This window comes from Corynebacterium minutissimum, assembly GCF_000805675.1.
Taxonomy (GTDB): domain Bacteria; phylum Actinomycetota; class Actinomycetes; order Mycobacteriales; family Mycobacteriaceae; genus Corynebacterium; species Corynebacterium minutissimum.
In genome coordinates this window covers 45,718-62,418 of the sequence record NZ_JSEF01000005.1, presented here as the reverse complement: position 1 = coordinate 62,418, position 16,701 = coordinate 45,718, and the positions used below count along the sequence as shown (strand labels likewise).

The window sequence follows — 16,701 nt, the reverse complement described above, 5'->3', positions numbered from 1 at the left end:
CCCCATGAAGCGTCTTAGCTCTCTTCTCGCCGTCGGCGCGCTCACCGCAGCCGCGCTGGTCAGCCCCGTTGCGGGTGCTGCCACCCTAAAGCCGCAGGAGGTTGCAGGTGATGCCGCACTGTCCACCGTGTCGGACCTGGAGCCTACTCCCGAGGTAGAGGGCCAGAAGTGGTACGACCGCTACAAGGATGATCCGCGCCTGCTGAAGCTGCAGGCCACGTCGCCGTCCATGAACGGCCGCGTTATTCCGCTGGCCGTTATTCCAGCGAAGAACCCGGACCGCCCCACCATCTACCTGCTCAACGGCGCTGGCTCTGCCGAGCAGGACACGGACTGGCTGGCCAACTCTAATGTGGTGGACTTTTACGCGGACAAGGACGTCAATGTGGTTATCCCACAGTCAGGCGCGTTCTCCTACTACACCGACTGGCAGGAAGACCCGAACGGCAAGTACCTCAAGGGCCCACAGAAGTGGGAAACCTTCCTGACCAAGGAACTTCCGGGACCGCTGGAGCAGCGCCTCAACGCGAACAACAAGCGCGCCATCGCCGGCATGTCCATGTCCGCCACGTCCTCGCTGCTGCTGGCGCAGCACAACCCGGGTTTCTATGATGCTGCGGGTTCCTTCGCCGGGTGTGCCGCGACTGCCTACCCGCTGGAGTACGAGTTCCTGCGCGTGACCGTCAACCGTGGCGGTGCACAGCCGGAGCAGATGTGGGGCCCGATGGGCTCGCCGTACAACCGCTACAACGATGCCCTCATGAACTCGGAGAAGCTGCGCGGAACCGACCTGTACATTTCCTCCGCCAGCGGCCTGGCCGGTGAGAAGGACACCCCGTCCTACTGGATTAGCAAGGGCTACAACCCGGCAGCTGCCTTCGTTGGCTCCGCCCAGCTGCAGGTTGAGGGTGGCGTCATTGAGGCCGGCGTCAACCACTGCACCCACATGCTCAAGGCGAAGCTGGATAAGCAGAACATTCCGGCCACCTACAACTTCCGCAATGTTGGTACCCACTCTTGGCCGGGTTGGACTGATGATCTGGAGAAGTCCTGGCCTACGTTTGAGGCGGCCTTCAACTCCTAAACTTTCTGTGGAGGCCTTCACGTAGAACCCCAAGCTTTTCGGTCTTGCGGGATAAGGACGGTAGGATAGCGGCATTATGAAGCTGCTCTCCACCGCCCTTTCGCATATCACCGCCGCTCACGGAACCGCCGCGCACACTCGGGATAGCTATACGGGAGTGGACTTCAACGTCGGGTTTGAGGTTACCCATTATGATTTGGACCTGACCTACCGCGTGGAGCCCAACATGCTCCAAGGCACCGCGGTACTGCATATCCGCGCATTGGAAGAGCTGGATAAGCTCACGTTGGATCTCGGTGGAGCCATGGTTGCTCGCCGCGTTACCGCGAAAAATGCCCCGCGCGTGGCCCGCCACCGCTTGTCCGCCGGAAAGCTGCGCTTGAGTTTTGCGGACACCATCACGGAAGACCAAGAATTCGAGTTGCATATCCGCTACGGCGGCTCGCCGCGCCCGCTGCGCACGCCGTGGGGCGAGATTGGGTGGGAGGAGACTGATTCCGGCTCGCTCGTCGCAAGCCAGCCTAACGGCGCGCCGAGCTGGTTCCCGTGTGATGACACCCCTGGTGAAAAGGCCACCTTCGATATCCGCATCACCGCGGATGATCCTTTCATCGTGATCTCCAACGGCACGCTGGTCTCCCGCCGCCGTTCGGGTGGTTCCATGACGCGCTGGCACTACCGCGTGACGCACCCGATGGCGACCTACCTCGCCACAGTGCAGGTAGGCGAGTACATGGAAATCACCCTCGGCCGCAGCGTCCGCGCTTGGGCCCCAGCCCGCCTGAAGCAGCTGGTGCTGGATGAGTTTGCTCAGCAGCAGGAGATGCTGGACTTCTTCTCCGGTCTCTTTGGCGAGTATCCCTTCCCCGACTACCAGGTTGTCATCACCGATGATGAGCTGGAAATCCCGCTGGAGGCCCAAGGCCTGTCCATCTTCGGATCCAACCACGTCAAAGGTGATCACGTCTTCGAGCGCCTCATCGCTCATGAGCTTTCCCACCAGTGGTTCGGCAACTCCGTAGGTCTGCGTGAGTGGAAGGATATTTGGCTCAATGAGGGCTTTGCCTGCTACAGCGAGTGGCTGTGGCGCGAGCATGCCCATGGCCGCCCGGCGCATGACTCTGCACGTTCGCATTACCAGGTGTTGGCCCGCAAGCGGCAAGACATTGTTCTGAGTGACCCGGGCACGCGCGACATGTTTGATGACCGCGTCTATAAGCGCGGCGCGCTGACCGTCCATGCGCTGCGTCGGCTGTTGGGTGATGAGATCTTCTTCCTCACGGTTCGTGAGTACCTCTCCGCCGCACAGCATTCGACGGTGACCCCGGAGGACCTCATCAGCCGTCTGCGTGCGGTGGCTGTTGATCCCGCTGCTGTGGATGCTCTTCTGGATGAGTGGCTCAACCACGAGGCGCTGCCTAAGTTCCCGGCTTAAAACTGCGCCGCCATGCCCTACACTTGAGCACCATGCGCAGAATGCTTGTGACCGGCGGCGCCGGTTTTATTGGGGCAAACTTCGTCAGACTCGTCGCCCAGCAGCGGCCAGAGGTGAAGATTACCGTCCTCGATAAGCTCACCTACGCGGGCAACCGCGCCAACCTCGCCGGCGTGGATGCCACGCTTGTGGTGGGCGATGTGGCGGATGAGGGGGTCGTCGACAAGCTCGTGGCCCACGCTGATGTCGTGGTCCATTTCGCCGCCGAGTCTCACAATGACAACTCATTGCGGGATCCTTCGCCCTTCCTCCACACCAACGTGATGGGCACCTTCGTGCTGCTGGAGGCTTGCCGCCGCCACGATGTGCGCTTCCACCACGTCTCTACCGATGAGGTCTTCGGGGACCTAGAGATTGGCGCGGATACCTACTTCACCGAGGAAACTCCCTATAACCCTTCCTCGCCCTATTCGGCCACGAAGGCCGGCTCGGATCACTTGGTGCGCGCATGGGTACGCAGCTTTGGGCTGCGGGCAACTATTTCGAATTGCTCCAATAATTACGGCCCTTACCAGCACATTGAGAAATTCATCCCGCGGCAGATCACTAATCTGCTCCTGGGCCAGCCGGCCAAGCTTTATGGCACCGGCGAGCAGGTGCGGGATTGGATTCACGTGGATGACCACAACGAGGCCGTACTCGCCATCTTGGACCGCGGGCAGATTGGTGAGACGTATAACATCGGCGCCGACCAGGAGGATACCAATAACCGCCAGGTCATCGAGATGATTTGTGAGCTCATGGGGGCTACTGACGGCGACCGAGCGAACTACATCCACGTGGCGGACCGCCCGGGCCATGACCAGCGCTACGCCATGGACGCCAGTAAGCTGCGCCGCGAACTGGGCTGGACCCCGCGCTATACGGACCTGCGGGAGGGCCTCGCCGCCACCATCGAGTGGTACCGCGCTAACGAGGACTGGTGGCGCGCGGGCAAGGAAGAAGTCGAAGCCAACTACGCCAAGCAAGGACAGTAAAGAACAATCATGAAGGTGCAGACAACGGCCATTGAGGGCCTGCTCATTGTTCAACTCGACGTCCACGGCGATAACCGTGGCTGGTTCAAGGAGAACTGGCAGCGCGAAAAGATGGTGGCAGCGGGTCTGCCGGATTTCCAGCCGGTGCAAAATAACGTCTCCTTCAATGCGGAGAAAGGTGTCACGCGCGGCCTACATGCGGAGCCCTGGGATAAGTTCGTCTCCGTGGCGTCTGGCCGGGTGTTCGGCGCATGGTGCGATCTGCGCGAGGGCTCGGCCACCTTTGGCCAGCTGGTGACCCACGAGATTGGCCCCGACACGGCCGTGTTCGTCCCGCGTGGGGTGGCCAACGGATTCCAGGCGCTGGAGGCCTGCGCCTACTCCTACCTGGTCAATGACCACTGGTCCCCGGATGCGGAGTACACCTGCGTCAACCTCGACATGGTGGACTGGCCGCTGGAACCGACGGAGATTTCCGATAAGGACAGGGACCACGCCGCGCTTGGCGACGTCTCCCCCATGCCCCCTCGCCGCATCCTCGTCACCGGCGCCAACGGGCAGCTGGGCCGCGCACTGCAGAAGTTCCTGCCCTCCGCTGGTCTGGGCCAGGTGGAGTTCTGCGGGCACGAGGACTTCGACATCACCACCCCACCTGCCCGCGCGTGGAAGCAGTATTCCGCCATCATCAACTGCGCGGCTTATAACGACGTCAACGGCGCGGAAGAGGATCGCGCCGCGGCCTGGGCAGTCAACGCCGATGCGCCAGCGAAGCTCGCGCGCATTGCCGCGGAAAACAATCTCACCTTGGTGCACGTCTCCAGCGACTACATCTTTGATGGTGCTCAAGAGGTGCACTCCGAAGATGAGCTGCCCTCGCCTCTCTCGGCCTACGGGGCATCGAAAGCCGCGGGCGATACCGCCGCGCAAACCGCTCCGCGCCACTATGTCATCCGCACATCGTGGGTCTTCGGTGATGGCGCCAACTTCATGTCCACGATGCGCTCGCTGGCAAATAAGGGAGTAAAGCCCTCCGTCATCCACGATCAACGCGGGCGCCCCACCTTTGCCGAGGACCTGGCCAAGGGCATCATTCACCTGCTCAAGACCGAAGCCGCGTACGGCGTCTACAACATCTCCAACTCCGGTGACGTCGTGGGCCGCGATGAGATTGCCATGGCCGTCTTCACCGGCGTGGGCCAGGACCCCGCCGATGTCACGCCGGTGAGCACCGAGCAATACCGCGAGATTGCTGGACCCGAGGCTCCCCGCCCGAAGGAGTCTACTTTCGATTTATCCAAGATTGAAGCCACCGGCTTCACACCGATGAATTGGCGGGCCGCTTTGGCCCTCTACCTGGGACTTTACCCAGCATAACACTCAACATAACACTTAACTTCCCACGTGTTATGTTAAGTGGGAAGTTAAGTGTTATGTTCCCCCAGCCCGCGCCGCCGCACCCCAGCGCTGGGCCCTCCTCCGTTAAGCTTAAACCTCATGAAGGGCATCATCCTCGCTGGCGGTTCCGGCACGCGCCTCTACCCCATCACCAAGGGCATCTCGAAGCAGCTCATGCCCATTTACGACAAGCCGATGGTCTACTATCCTCTGACCACCCTGATTCAGGCCGGTATCCGGGAGATCCTCATCATCACCACCCCGGAGGACCAGGACGCCTTCAAGCGCCTGTTGGGTGATGGCTCCCAGCTGGGCCTCATGCTCCACTATGCGGTCCAGCCGCGCCCAGAAGGCTTGGCCCAGGCCTTCCTCATTGCGGAAGACTTCATCGCTGATGACGACGTGGCACTCGTCTTGGGTGACAACATCTTCGAAGGCCACGGCTTCTCCACTGCACTTAATGAGTGCCGCCGCCCCGAAGGCGGCATCATCTTTGCCTACGAGGTCTCCGACCCACAGCGCTATGGCGTCGTCGATTTCGACGAGACCGGCCAAGCCCTCTCCATTGAAGAAAAGCCCGCCACCCCAAAATCCAATCACGCTGTGGTGGGGTTGTACTTCTATGACAACTCGGTGGTGGAGATCGCGAAAGGCATTAAGCCCAGCGCGCGCGGGGAATTAGAGATCACCGCAGTCAACGAGGAATACTTGCGCCGCGGACGGCTCCGAGTCAAACGCATGCAGCGCGGTGACGTGTGGCTGGATACCGGAACGGTGGACTCGATGAGCGAGGCTTCCGCGTACGTGGAAGTCATGCAAAAGCGCACCGGAACAGTCATCGGCTCGCCAGAAGTAGCCGCGTTTGCAGAAGGTTTCATCGACGCCGCAGCGCTTACCGCGCTGGCTCAGCCTCTCCTGAAGTCTGGCTACGGCCACTACCTTCTCACAGCTGCCGACGAGGGCCGTCCCAACTAATTAATTTCACCCCTACTCTGGCACGGCGGCGCGTAGCGGTTAAGGTAACGGCATGCCGAATTCACGCGAGTCCTCATCCTCCCGCAAGTCAGCCCTGTCCACGGTCAGCCCCATCGTGTGGGGAATGCTGGTGGTCATCCTTCTCTTGGTGGTCGTCATTGGCTTCCTGCTGGGTGAGCGCAATGCAGGAAAGGATAACGCAGCACAGGGCGCTGAGCAGGTACAGACCAGCGCCGCCCCTACGGACTCCAATGAAGACCTGGCTGCCGACGCCTCCAAGGCCACCCCCGGCACGAAATTCTCCGACGGGATGGGCGACCCGATGACGTTCGGCCCCGGCGGTGACACCAAGTCCGGGGATATCACGTCGGTGCACCGCAAGAAGGAGGATGATCCTTTCGCCATTGGTGCGGTGGATGCCCCCGTGGTGATTTCAGAGTTCTCCGACTTCGAGTGCCCGTTCTGTTCCCGCCACGCCAATGTGACCGAGCCGGATATCCTCTCCAAGTACGTGGAGAAGGGCTTGGTGCGCATTGAGTGGAATGACTTCCCCGTCAACGGCCCTGCCGCCATCGAGGCCGCCAAGGCTGGGCGCGCTGCCGCAGCACAAGGCAAGTTCGCGGAGTTCAAGCACGAGCTCTACACCGCCAGCAAGGACATCAGCGGCCACCCGGAGTTCGACATCGACGACTTCATGACTTTTGCCAAGCAAGCCGGCGTTGCAGACCTGGATAAGTTCCGCCAGCAGGCCACGGACGATACCTACACGGAGGTCATCGAGACGGCCACTCGCTATGCTTCCCAGATTGGCATTACGGGAACTCCGGCATTCGTGGTGGGAGACCAGTTCGTCGGTGGCGCACAGCCGCCCGAGGTATTTGAGCAGATCATCCAAGAGCAGCTGGGAAAGGCAGCCAATGGATAAGCCGCCGCTAATTGTGTGGGTCTTCATCGCGCTCGTCCTTCTGACTGGGCTGCTGGGCGGTTATGCGGTGGGGGTGAGCGTATGAGCATCGGAATTTTCGGCGCCCTCATCGCCGGTGTGCTGACCTTGATCAGCCCGTGCTCAGCGCTGTTGGTACCGGCCTTCTTTGCCTATGCCTTTGAGTCGCAGCGCCAGCTGCTCGTCAAGACCCTGGTGTTCTTCCTAGGCCTGTGCACCACGCTCGTGCCTATCGGCATGGGATTGGCTGCCCTGCTCGCGCAGTATCGCAGCCAAGTCATCACGGTGGCGGGCTGGATTATTATCGCCCTGGGAATCTTTACCGCGCTGGGCGGTGGCTTCCGCATTCCCGGCATGGATGCGCTCTCCGGAAAAGCCCGGGGCAGGGTGTTTCTGCTTGGTGCGGTGTATGGCTTTGCCGGTTTTTGCGCGGGCCCGCTATTGGGTGCTGTTCTCACCACGGCGGCTGCATCAGGCAGCGCACTCTATGGCGGGATCATCATGGTGGCGTATGCCACGGGCATGGCCGCGCCGCTCTTCTTGCTGGCTGCGCTGTGGGAGCGCCTCGACGTCGGTTCGTGGCGGTGGCTGCGCGGACGCGAGGTCACTGTTGGCCCTGTGCACACGAATACCGTGTCCATTGTGTCGGGCGCCTTCTTCGTGCTCATCGGCGCGCTGTTCATTGTCAGTTACGGCAGCGCGACACTGCCCGCGGTACTGAGCACGGATGCGCAGTTCGCGGTGCAGGAGAAGGCTCGCAGCTTCAGCGAAGGCGTGGCGGATGCCTGGGTCTGGTTCGGCCTGTCCCTTACCGCCACGGTGGCGGTGGGCATTAAGGCTGCCCGCACGCCGGCCTAGGGCCGGCGTTTAAGAGTTAGTAGCCGCGGGCGACGTACTCATCGATGCGGGCAGCTTCCGCGCCCACGGTGGTCTCATCGCCGTGGCCCGGCAGGACGCGGGTCTCCGGCGGGAGGTTGAGCACGCGGTTGCGCAGGGACTCGATGATGACGTCGAAGTCGGAGTACTTGCGGCCCGTGGCTCCCGGGCCACCGTTGAACAGGGTGTCACCGGAGAGCAGGGTGCTATCGGCGGCGTCGTACAGCACGACGCAGCCCGGGGAGTGGCCCGGAGTATGGAAGACCACGAGGTCCTCCCCACCAATCTTGAAGATCTGATTATCCTCCAGCGCGACGTAATCAGCTTCCGCATGGGTCTCGCGCCACAGCTGCTCATCGTCGGGGTGGAGGTAGAGCTGCACACCATAGTGTTCAGCAATCTCGGGTGCGAGCTCGCAATGATCGTTGTGCGCGTGCGTGAGCAGCACGCCCGTCACGGAGCGCTCGCCCACCTCGTCGTAGATGCGTGCGGCGTCGTGTGCCGGATCCACGATGTAGAGCTCCTGGCCACCGGAGACGATGTAGACGTTGTTGTCCACGTCCCACTCGCCGCCATCAAGGCGGAACTTGCCAGAGGTGACAAACTGTTCAATCTTCATTTCGGGTTCCTTTCCGGGCTGAGGTAAAGCTCGTGCCTGTAAGAATTCGGCTGTCTTTAGAATTCGACGACGGACCGCAGAACCTTGCCAGCCTTCATGGTGCCGAAGGCCTCTTCGACGTCGTCCAGCGCAATGCGCTCGGAGACGAACTTGTCCAGCGGGAACTGGCCGTTCTTGGACAAGGATACGTAAGCCGGGAAGTCACGCTCCGGCAGGCAGTCGCCGTACCACGCCGGCTTGATGGAACCGCCCCGGCCATAGAGGTCGATGGCAGGGATGTCGACATGGTCGGTGAGATTGGGAACGCCCACCATCACCATGCGGCCGGCGTGGTCGCGGGAGTAGAAAGCCTGGCGCCACGTGGGCTGGATACCCACAGCATCAATGGTGACGTCGGTGCCGAAGCCGTCGGTAAGCTCACGCACGGCCTCGATTACCTCATCCTCGGAGAGGTCCTTGCCGCAAATAGTGTCGGTAGCGCCGAATTCCTGGGCGGTCGCCAGCTTGGTTTCATCCAGGTCCACAGCAATAATCTTCGCCGCACCGGCCAGCTTCGCGCCGGCAATCGCAGCAGTGCCCACACCACCGCAACCGAAGACAGCCACAGACTCGCCTAGCTGGATGTCAGCGGTGTTGACGGCCGCACCCAGTCCGGCCATGATGCCGCAGCCGAGCAGGCCCGCCGCGGCCGGGTCGGTCTCCTCCACCTTGGTGCACTGGCCCTCGTGGACCAGGGTCTTCTCGGCGAAGGAACCAATGCCAAGCGCCGGGGTGAGCTCGGTACCGGCGTCTGTATCCCCATCCGAGAGCTTCATCTTCGCGGACGCGTTGTGGGTATTGAAGCAGTACTTCGGCTCGCCCTTCTTACATGCACGGCACTCACCGCACACCGCGCGCCAATTCAGGATGACGAAGTCACCAACCTCAACGTGGCTAACGGCAGAACCTACGCGCTCGACGACGCCCGCCGCCTCATGGCCCAACAGGAAGGGGAAAGCATCCTCGATGTCACCATCGCGGTAGGCCAAGTCGGTATGGCAGACACCGCATGCCTGCACCTTGACGATGACATCGTGCTCACCGGGGGCGGGAACTACGATGTTGACGGTCTCGACGGGCTCGCCCTTCGCGCGCGCAATGACGCCGCGGACAACCTCCGCACCTTGCTGGGAGCTATTTTCATTTACATTTTCATTAACAGTCATGCCCGCGAGGGTACGCGAAAGGCCCGAGCAACGTCGCCCGGGCCCAGAGGGAATTCGAGTTCGCCTTTAGAAGCTGGCGAGGTGGTTGGCCACAAACTCGTGACCACGCGCATTGACGTGCAGCGGCAGGTTGCCCGGCCCTGCAGAGAAGTCCACGAGGCCTGCCCACAGGCGCTTGTCAGCATCCGCACACATGCCGCGGTCCCACGTCATCGGCTTCATGTCCACAAACTCTGTGCCGGTCGCGTGCGCCAGGTCCACCTGCATCCACTGCGTGACATTCTCGTAGCGCTGGACCATCGGCAAAGCGGTGGCATCGGCCGGCTTAGGGCCAACATGGATAAGGCAGTAGCGGTCACCAGAACCGATGGTTGGGTAACCCACAATCTGAATGCGAGCATTCGGCGCAGCAGCGCGAATCTTGTGGATGATAGGCGCATTTGCACCAACAAAGCGGGCACGCAGGTCCTTGTCAGACAAACCAGCGTTGTTGTAGGTGTCATTGAAGCCGCCGGCGTAGATCACGCGCTGAGTCTCAGCAGTGAGCTTGCCACGACGGATTGCATCATCAACCTGGGCGTTCATCTGCGGGCCCTGGGACATCGATACTGCACCGGAGCAGGAGAAATCTGCCACCGGCATGCCCAGCTTGGCGGCGGTACGCTTGGCAAAGTTATTGCCGGATGGGCAATCCAGGCTGGGGTTGCGGCCGGACGAGCCCAAGCGTGAGGAGAGGTAGGTATCCACCTGCGGGTCTGCCAGGACGGAGTCACCAAAGGCAACGAGGTTGCGTTCCGCAGCCGCCGCCTGGGGAACCTGGGACAGGCCGACTGCCACGAGGAGGGTTGCGCAGAGGGCCGCGAGGCGCTGAGTAGACTTCACGTGACGAGTTCCTTTCGGGAAAGAGTATGTTCTAGACCGAAACCATAATAGACTAAGCTAACGATTGAAGCTTATGCAACAATAGCAACACCTTTAACATATTGCTCTGTTCGACAGCCTTTCTATCCCCTCCCTATCGCCTCTACCCCACCACGAGAATCTTATGAAGCTTTCTGATATCACCTTCCACGCCACCGCGGTCGCGCGATTTATCCCCTCGCTCTTCCACGCCGGCCTCATCAGCCCCGCCGGCGGGCCCCGCGCTTGGGCCGCGACCCTGCCTGTCTTGGCACGCTACCGTTTCACCACCGCCCGAGAGGTCGAGCAGGCCTACCTAACCTGCCCAGAACGCCTGGCGCTTATCGACGACAACGGGGCCCTCACCTACCGCCAACTCCGCGATCACTCCCAGACCTTCGCGCGCTGGCTGCTCTCGAAAAACCTCGACGAAATTCGCCTGGGCGTCATGGCCCGCAACGGCCGCGGCATCATTACCCCGCTGGCAGCCAAGGGCTATGCGGGCGCGCACATCTTCCTCCTCAACGTGGGTTCCTCCCCGGAGCAGCTGGCCGGCTGCATCGAGGAAAACCGCATCAACGTGCTCGTCATCGATGATGAGTTCATTGACCGCCTTTACCCCGCTGGCGACCTCCCCGAAGGCCTTTCCGTCGTCATCGCTCACGAATCCGGTGTTGATCGTCCGGCGATGCTGGCTGCGGCCCCTACTTTGCGCCAGATTGTGATGCGCCCGCGGGACGTCGAGAAGCACAAGCTTCCCGCCTGGCCCCAGCACGGACATATCGTGCTCATGTCCTCCGGCACCACCGGAATTCCCAAGGGCATCATGCGCCCGGAACCGACGCTGCCGGTGGTCGTGGCCTCCATCGTGGGCTCGGTGCCGTGGCGTGCGAACCAGAAGGTGCAGATGACCGCTTCTATTTTCCACACGTGGGGCTGGGCCTGCATCAACATTGCGCTAGGCCTACGCAACACCATTGTGACCCGACGCGTCTTTGACCCGACGGCCGCGCTCGATGACATTCAGCGCTACCAGCTCGATGGCCTGCTGTCCTCCCCCGTTTTCTTCCGCCAAATGGTTGAGGCGGACCCGGATTCCAGCTTCGATACCTCGAGCCTGCAGTTCATCGCCTCGGCCGGTCATGCTCTGACCCCGGAGATTGTCAAGGAAACCCACGAGCGCTTCGGCCCGATTCTGTGCAATGTCTATGGTTCGACGGAGCTCGCGCTGGCGTCGACCGCCAGCATGGAGGAGGTGGCCAAAGACCCCACCATCGGCGGCAAGATTGCCTCCGGCACCAAACTGCGCATCCTGGATGAGGACGGCAACGAGGTTCCCCGCGGTGAGGTCGGTGAGATTTACCTGACCAATTCCACCGCGCTCATTGGCTACACCAACCCGAAGATTCCGCTCAATAAGGTTGATGGGCTCATTTCCATCGGGGACCTGGGCTATATCGACCCCGACGGGTACCTCCATGTGGTGGGGCGCGCGGATGACATGATCATCGTCGGCGGTGAAAACGTGCACCCACAGTCAGTGACCGAGGTGCTTGAGGCCATGCCGGGCATCGCGGAGGTACATGCCGGCGGCGTGGAGGATGAGACCACCTTCCAGCGCATCGCCGTGTGGGCCGTGACGACCCGTGATGCGTTGGGCAACGCCGTGACTGCCGACGCCATCCGCACCTGGGTCCGCGAGAACCTCGCCGACCATTCGGTGCCGCGCGACGTCCACTTCCTGGACAAGTTGCCGCGCAATGCCACGGGCAAGGTGGTGCCGCGCCTGCTAAGAAGCACTGATTAATCCACGCTCATTTTTCTCAAGGCATAGAACCCCCAAGCCAAAACTGCCCTAGTTGCCAAAACCTTCGCTCCTCACCGCATGGAGCACCGCTGGTTTTGGCAACTAGGGCAGTTTTATGTCTGGGCTAAAGCCGAATCAGGTTAGCTGCTGCGCTTGATGGTTGCTGCGACCTCGCCTGGCAGGGCATGGCCCTCGCGGGCGAGGTCGATGCCGGCGACCTGCTTGGCCGTCGGGCACACCACCGGGGTGATGAGATTGACGCCGCGCTCGCGCAGCTTGCTTGCCTCCACCGCGATGATCGGCGTGCCGGCGGTGACGGTATCGCCCTTCTTGGCCAGGGCCGTGAATCCTTCGCCCTTGAGCTCCACGGTGTCGATACCGATGTGGATAAGCAGGTCGACACCGTCCTTGGTCTGCATGCCGAAGGCATGGCGCGTCTTGAAGATCATGGTGATGGTGCCGTCTACGGGGGCGCAGACGTCGAAGGCATCGACGGCATCCGGCATCACCGCAAAACCTTCGCCGACCATGCCCTGTGCAAAGGACGCATCCGGAACTTGGGAGAGCTCGACGACGTCTCCGGCGAACGGTGCCCGCACGTCGATACCTTCGGCCTCGATGTGGGAATTGCTAGAAGAAGCGCTGCTGTTACTGGCGCCCTCGGCGCTGGCAGGCACGCTGGCTCCAGTACCCGCGGCACCCGCTGCGCTTGCAGGGCCAGCAGTGGCCAGGGCCGGGGATCCGTGGCGCAGCTGGTGGTTGACCTCGTCATACATGAACTGCACAGCCGGGCCCACGATGACCTGGACGCTCTTCTCCGAGGGATGGATCACGCCGGAGACGGCGGCGCGTTTGATCAGGGAGTCGCGAACAAGCGCGCGCTCCTTCACACCGACGCGCAGGCGCGTGGTGCAGTAGTCCAGAGAATCAATGTTGTCCTTGCCGCCAAGCCCCTCGATGATGCGGGCGGCGTCAACTGCGGTCTTGTCATCACCGCTACCGGAATCCTCGGTGGACTCTGCGGCAGCATCGTCCTCACCGCGGCCCGGGGTCTTGAGATTGAGCCAGCCGATGAGGAAGTAGAAGATGACAAAGTACAGGGCAAAGAAGGCGATGCCCATGACCAGCAGCATGTACCACTTGTTCGCCAGCGGGTTCTGCGAGGAAAGCAGCATATCCACGAAACCGGCAGAGAAGCCGAAGCCGGCGGTCCACTCCATAGCTGCGGCGATGAAGACGGAGAGACCCATGAGGAGCGCATGCACGACGTAGAGCAGCGGGGCAACGAACATGAAGGAGAACTCCAGCGGCTCGGTCACGCCGGTGAAGAAGGAAGCCAGAGCACCAGCAGCCATGAGCGAGCCGACGACCTTGCGCTTGCTCTTATCCGCGCGCAGGTACATGGCAAGAGCCGCGCCCGGCAGACCAAACATCATGACGGGGAAGAATCCAGCCTGGTAGCGGCCCACGACGCCCTCGACCGTGCACTGGCCATTGGCCCAGATGCCCGGGCAATCAGCGGCGGAGGTGGCGGCGGCTGCTGCCTCGATGGTCTTCTGGCCACTCTGGAAATTGCCAATGTCATTGATACCGATGACATCGAACCAGAAGACGGAGTTCAGCGCGTGGTGCAGGCCCGTCGGGATGAGCAGGCGGTTGGCCACACCGTAGATACCAGCGCCTGCAGCACCCAGGCCTTGGATGGAGGCACCAAAGTTGAACAGTGCGTGGTAGATGAACGGCCACACGAAGTAGAGGATGCCGGAGACCACTATGGCGAAAATGGCGGTGAGAATCGGCACAAGGCGCCGTCCGGAGAAGAAGGCCAGGAAGTCCGGCAGCTTGGTGGCGTGGAAGCGGTTATATACCCAGGCGGCCATGATGCCGGCGAGGATGCCGAAGAGGACGTTGCCGCCGCCCACGGCGTTCCAGCCTTCCGCGGCCCACTCCAGTGCTTCATCACCAGTCAGCGCCGTGGGGTCTTCGATGCCGCGGTAGCCGGCCACGGCGTCGGGCCCCAGCAGCTTCATGAACGTGGCGAAGGCCAAAAAGCCCGAGAGCGCGGCAGCACCGTTGGAATCCTTGGCCAGGCCGAAGGAAATCGCGATGGCGAAGATCCAACCCAGATTGGCCAGCACCGCGTCGCCAGAGCTAATGAGCAGCTGGGCGGCGAGGTTCTCCGAGCCAGCGGCACTGGAGATCCAGTAGCCAACACCACTGAGGATCGCCGCGACGGGCAACACCGCCACGGCACCCATGAGGGCTTTTCCGAGCCGCTGTAGCGGCCCCATCACATTGAATTTCATAGGGGAGAGTCCTTTCTGAAAGGGAGAAGTATGAAATTAGAAAGAGAAGTCTGGCTGAAGTTTTCCTACAGACGGTTCTGGTCCGCGTAGAGGTAGTACTCGCGGTCCTCCAGGAGGGAGGCAGCGGCTTCATCAACGATGACGGTCGCGCGCGGGTGCAGCTGCAGTACCGAGCCAGGGCAGTGCGCCGAGAGTGGACCTTCGACCATCGCGTGCACCGCGTTGGCTTTATTGCTGCCAGTGGCGATGAGGAGCAGGTGGCGGGCCTCGCTAATCGTGCCGAGGCCCTGCGTGAGTGCGTGGCGTGGAACGTCTTCCTCGTTGTCGAAGAAGCGGGAGTTATCCTTCACGGTCTGCGGGTGCAGCGCCACCACACGGGTGCGGGACGTCAGGGAGCTCGACGGCTCGTTGAAGCCAATGTGGCCATTCGCGCCAATGCCTAGCAACTGGACATCGACACCACCGGCATTTCGGATGGCCTGATCATAGGCGGCGCTGGCTGCCACGGGGTCGGCAGCGCTGCCTTCTGGGCTCTTGACCAAGGCATCATCGAAATCGACGTGGCTGGTGAAGTCACGGCGGATGGTGGCGTAGTAGGACTGCTCATGTTCGGGGTGAAGGCCAAGGTACTCATCGAGAAGAAAAGCCCGGCTGCCGGCGAAGCTCACCTCACCGCGCTCGTGGCGGGCGATGAGCTCCTTGTAGGTAGCCACCGGGGTGGAACCCGTGGCTAGGCCCAGGGTGGCGGAATTGTTGGCGTAGCGTGCGAGGATATCGGCAGCCGCGACGGCGACCTCGGCTGGGGTAGAGCGGATAAGGATGTCCATAATCTGCCTTCCTGATATGAGCGAGAGTGTTGTTTTAAGAGTTTATAAATTCGGTACCACCGACAATGACGCGCACCGGCTCCAGCTGAGCATTGAGGCCCACCAGGTTGGCGCGCGCGCCAACCGCGATTCGGCCTAGATCTTTGCGCCCCAGCACATCCGCGGCCGTGGTGGAAGTAAAACGCACTGCCTCGCCCAGACCATGGCGCGCGGCGAAGCTAGCGAATTGCTGGGACAAGGTGGACGTGCCGCCCGCGATAGCACCGCTGGACACGCGCGCTACTCCCCCACTCACGGAGACAGGGAGGGAGCCCAATTCATAGTCACCATCGGCCATACCGGCGGCCGCCATGGCATCCGTCACCGCGAAGGAGCGGGGGTTGTAGGCCATGTCCACGGTGCCGTCGACAAGATGCACGCCATCAGCGATGAGCTCGACGGCCACGTCGCCCGCCTTCGCCGCGGCGAGCAAGGCGGCCACCGGGCCCGGCGCGCGGTGGTGGATGGAGGGCATGGCATTGAAAAGGTGTGTGCCGGTCACGGTGACGCCGAGCTCCTTTGCCTTAGCGATAACCTTCAGCGTGGTGTCATAATCGGCCTCGGTGTGCCCCAGGCTGGCGATGATGTTGTGCTCCGCGCAGACTTCGAGCAGCTTGTCAGCGTTTTCCGTTTCCGGCGCAAAGGTAATCGAACGCAGGTGGCCGCTGGCTGCTTCAATCACCGCGCGGAAGAAGTCCGGGTCGCCCGGCACGATGCGCGAAGGGTCCTGCGCGCCGCACTTGGCCGCCGCGATGAAGGGGCCTTCCATGTGGATGCCGGCGATTTCGCCTTCTTCAGCCAGCTGGGCCAAAAGCTCGGCCCGCGCGCACAGCTCAGATTGAGTCCCGGAGACCATACTGGCCAGCAGCGTCGTCGTCCCCCGCGCGCGGTGGAAGCGGGCAGCGGCCAAGCACTGTTCATAGTCACCGTTCGGGAATCCCCCGCCGTTGCCGCCGTGGTTGTGCAGGTCTACGAAACCGGGCACCCACAGCAACGCATCCGGGTCCCCGGCGCGCCATGCGGCCTCGGCTGCGGGGACGTCGCCAAGCGCTATGCCCTCAATGTTCTTCCCAAACGTGACGGCCCCAGCGCGCAGCTCGAAGTTCTCATCGATGTAGAGGCCTTCCACGTGGCCTTGAATCTTAGTTGCCTCTGCCTGCATGACTCATTCGATTCTGCTTGTACAGGCTGGCGTGGCGCAGCCCGGTTGATAATTCATTTGAAATTTATCAGGGCTGCCGGTTTTTGTGAAC

The 16,701-nt window shown here is 62.0% G+C and carries 14 protein-coding genes; 8 read left to right on the top strand and 6 right to left on the bottom strand.

The features are described from left to right. The first annotated feature begins 4 nt into the window (after positions 1-4). The 7 genes from NX84_RS02505 to NX84_RS02475 all read left to right on the top strand — a co-directional run bounded on the left by NX84_RS02505 (position 5) and on the right by NX84_RS02475 (position 7,727). Positions 5-1,084, top strand: coding sequence for an alpha/beta hydrolase (locus NX84_RS02505; protein WP_039673424.1), 1,080 nt, complete (start codon positions 5-7; stop codon positions 1,082-1,084). A 76-nt stretch (positions 1,085-1,160) separates the two neighbouring features. Continuing rightward, positions 1,161-2,519: a M1 family metallopeptidase gene (locus NX84_RS02500; protein WP_039673422.1), complete on the top strand. Its 1,359-nt coding sequence runs from the start codon at positions 1,161-1,163 to the stop codon at positions 2,517-2,519. 41 nt (positions 2,520-2,560) lie between these two features. Next, positions 2,561-3,556, top strand: coding sequence for a dTDP-glucose 4,6-dehydratase (gene rfbB / locus NX84_RS02495; protein ID WP_174519881.1), 996 nt, complete (start codon positions 2,561-2,563; stop codon positions 3,554-3,556). 9 nt (positions 3,557-3,565) lie between these two features. Next, on the top strand, positions 3,566-4,930 hold the full coding sequence (locus NX84_RS02490) for a sugar nucleotide-binding protein (RefSeq protein ID WP_039673419.1): 1,365 nt from the start codon (positions 3,566-3,568) through the stop codon (positions 4,928-4,930). A 120-nt stretch (positions 4,931-5,050) separates the two neighbouring features. After that, a complete protein-coding gene (rfbA, locus tag NX84_RS02485) occupies positions 5,051-5,926 on the top strand; it encodes a glucose-1-phosphate thymidylyltransferase RfbA (protein ID WP_039673417.1) in 876 nt (291 codons plus the stop codon). 52 nt (positions 5,927-5,978) lie between these two features. Continuing rightward, positions 5,979-6,851: a DsbA family protein gene (locus tag NX84_RS02480; RefSeq protein ID WP_082013886.1), complete on the top strand. Its 873-nt coding sequence runs from the start codon at positions 5,979-5,981 to the stop codon at positions 6,849-6,851. 81 nt (positions 6,852-6,932) lie between these two features. Next, positions 6,933-7,727: a cytochrome c biogenesis CcdA family protein gene (locus NX84_RS02475; RefSeq protein ID WP_039673415.1), complete on the top strand. Its 795-nt coding sequence runs from the start codon at positions 6,933-6,935 to the stop codon at positions 7,725-7,727. A gap of 16 nt (positions 7,728-7,743) precedes the next feature. On the opposite strand, the gene NX84_RS02470 is transcribed toward NX84_RS02475, so the two are convergent. From NX84_RS02470 to NX84_RS02460, 3 genes are all read right to left on the bottom strand, one after another. Next, positions 7,744-8,364 carry an MBL fold metallo-hydrolase gene (locus tag NX84_RS02470; protein ID WP_039673413.1) on the bottom strand — a complete coding sequence of 207 codons (621 nt, stop codon included), beginning with the start codon at positions 8,362-8,364 and terminating at the stop codon, positions 7,744-7,746. A gap of 56 nt (positions 8,365-8,420) precedes the next feature. Next, positions 8,421-9,569, bottom strand: coding sequence for an S-(hydroxymethyl)mycothiol dehydrogenase (locus NX84_RS02465; protein ID WP_052319630.1), 1,149 nt, complete (start codon positions 9,567-9,569; stop codon positions 8,421-8,423). A gap of 66 nt (positions 9,570-9,635) precedes the next feature. Next, entirely contained in the window at positions 9,636-10,451 is an 816-nt protein-coding gene (locus NX84_RS02460; RefSeq protein ID WP_039673411.1) for a GDSL-type esterase/lipase family protein, read from the bottom strand. Between the two features lie 163 nt (positions 10,452-10,614). Between NX84_RS02460 and NX84_RS02455 the strand changes: the two genes are divergently transcribed. Then, positions 10,615-12,276, top strand: coding sequence for an AMP-binding protein (locus tag NX84_RS02455; RefSeq protein WP_039673409.1), 1,662 nt, complete (start codon positions 10,615-10,617; stop codon positions 12,274-12,276). 140 nt (positions 12,277-12,416) lie between these two features. On the opposite strand, the gene nagE is transcribed toward NX84_RS02455, so the two are convergent. The 3 genes from nagE to NX84_RS02440 form a co-directional block, all read right to left on the bottom strand. After that, positions 12,417-14,582 (bottom strand): N-acetylglucosamine-specific PTS transporter subunit IIBC, encoded by a 2,166-nt coding sequence (gene nagE / locus NX84_RS02450; RefSeq protein ID WP_039673408.1) that lies wholly within the window; start codon positions 14,580-14,582, stop codon positions 12,417-12,419. 65 nt (positions 14,583-14,647) lie between these two features. Further along, positions 14,648-15,409, bottom strand: coding sequence for a glucosamine-6-phosphate deaminase (gene nagB, locus NX84_RS02445; protein ID WP_039673406.1), 762 nt, complete (start codon positions 15,407-15,409; stop codon positions 14,648-14,650). Positions 15,410-15,443: 34 nt separating this feature from the next. Next, on the bottom strand, positions 15,444-16,610 hold the full coding sequence (locus NX84_RS02440; RefSeq protein WP_039673404.1) for an N-acetylglucosamine-6-phosphate deacetylase: 1,167 nt from the start codon (positions 16,608-16,610) through the stop codon (positions 15,444-15,446). Between the last annotated feature and the right edge of the window lie 91 nt (positions 16,611-16,701).